Origin of the sequence: Mesorhizobium sp. M0802 (assembly GCF_040320115.1) — a bacterium.
GTDB lineage: Bacteria > Pseudomonadota > Alphaproteobacteria > Rhizobiales > Rhizobiaceae > Mesorhizobium.
Genome location: NZ_JAMYOY010000056.1, coordinates 1 through 1,554, shown reverse-complemented (window position 1 = coordinate 1,554; position 1,554 = coordinate 1). Strand labels below are relative to the sequence as shown.

The 1,554-nt window shown below is 59.6% G+C and carries 1 protein-coding gene; it reads right to left on the bottom strand.

Features of this window, described 5'->3' with window-relative positions:
* Positions 1 to 334: 334 nt before the first annotated feature.
* Positions 335 to 1,554, bottom strand: a 1,220-nt coding sequence (locus NKI10_RS30820) for a type I secretion system permease/ATPase (protein WP_352448107.1), incomplete at its 5' end; no start/stop codon positions are given.

Genomic DNA, 1,554 nt, shown 5'->3' with positions numbered 1-1,554 from the left:
CGAAAAATACTCCTAATGATGTCCCTGCCTGAGTCGTTCATATTCGTCATCGGACAATTGGAGAAATCGATTGCTTGGATAGGCATACATTTATGAAATGAATGCATTCTCGTTCACTTCGCCCTTCGCCGAGCAGTTGCGGGCTCGCAGGCGGCGGGGACGCGCCCAGGCAATCGGCCGAACATTCACACTCAAAGAACGGTCCAGGAAACTTTGTAACCGGTCGTTCTGGTTGAGCCGCCCTCGGAAGAACGGGCATGGGGATGTGTTGCCGAGTCGCGCCGGCACTGCCCATTGCGAGCAAGGGAAGTGGCGGCGAATGGAGCTCGGAACGTCATTGTTCTGGTGAATGCCGGAGACCGGGATCCTCCATGTCAGCGCGCTCTGCCACGTTATCCTGTGTAGACTCGATGGCCTTCAGGACTTTGGAAGGCGCACCGAATGATCGCTGCCGTCCACCTTCCATCACCAACACCAAATCCACGGCGCGGATGGCGCTCGGCCGATGGGCGACGACAACCGCAATGCCCTTGCGCTCGCGCACGGAAGCGATCGCATTAACGACTGCAGCCTCGCCTTCCGCATCGAGATGGGCATTGGGTTCATCCAGCACAACAAGGAAAGGGTCTCGATAAAGGGCACGGGCAAGACCGATAAGCTGGCGCTGCCCGGCGGAAAGTGCCGATCCGGCCTCACCAATCGGAGTTTCGTATCCGTGCTCAAATCGGAGGATCAGTTCGTGCGTGCCCGCTGCCTTCGCCGCGGCGACAATAGCCTCAGGGTCAGGATCATCTTCAAAACGAGCAATGTTTTCGGCAATGGTGCCGTCGAACAGTTCAACACCTTGCGGCAGATAGCCGATGTGACGGCCTAGTGCTTCCCGGTCCCATTGATCGAGGCTTGCGCTGTCGATGCGAACCTTCCCGGCGACCGGCGTCCATGCGCCGACGATGGCGCGCGAGAGTGTCGACTTGCCCGAGCCCGATGGACCGATGACCCCGAGTGCGCTTCCCGCCTGAATGGCAAACGCAATGCCGGTCACGGTCGGCTTGCTTTCGCCGGGCGGAACGATTGTCACGCTTTCGAGGCGCAGTTCGCGTTCAGGTTCAGGCATTAGCATGACAGGAGCGGTTTCAGGAACCTTTTCCAAGAGGTCCTCCAGCCGCGCCCAACCCTGGCGCGCCATGAGGAAGGGTTTCCAGCTTGAAATGGCGAGATCGACCGGAGCCAGCGCACGCCCCATCATGATCGAACTGGCAATCATGACCCCGGCCGTAGCCTCTTCCCTGACCACAAGGTACGCACCGACGGCAAGAATGGCCGATTGCAGCAGCACGCGCAGCGACTTTGAAATGGCACCCAGCCCACCTGCCACGTCCCCAGCTTTCCGGTTGGCGGCCAGACACTTGGCATTGGCCTTTTGCCATCGGGCAGCGATCCGCTTTCCAAGACCGAGAGCTTGCACGACCTCGGCATTGCAACGCGCTGCTTGCAGCAGACCATTGCGTGCCATGTTGTGGGCAACGGTATCGCTTATCGGCCCTTGCGAGAGAG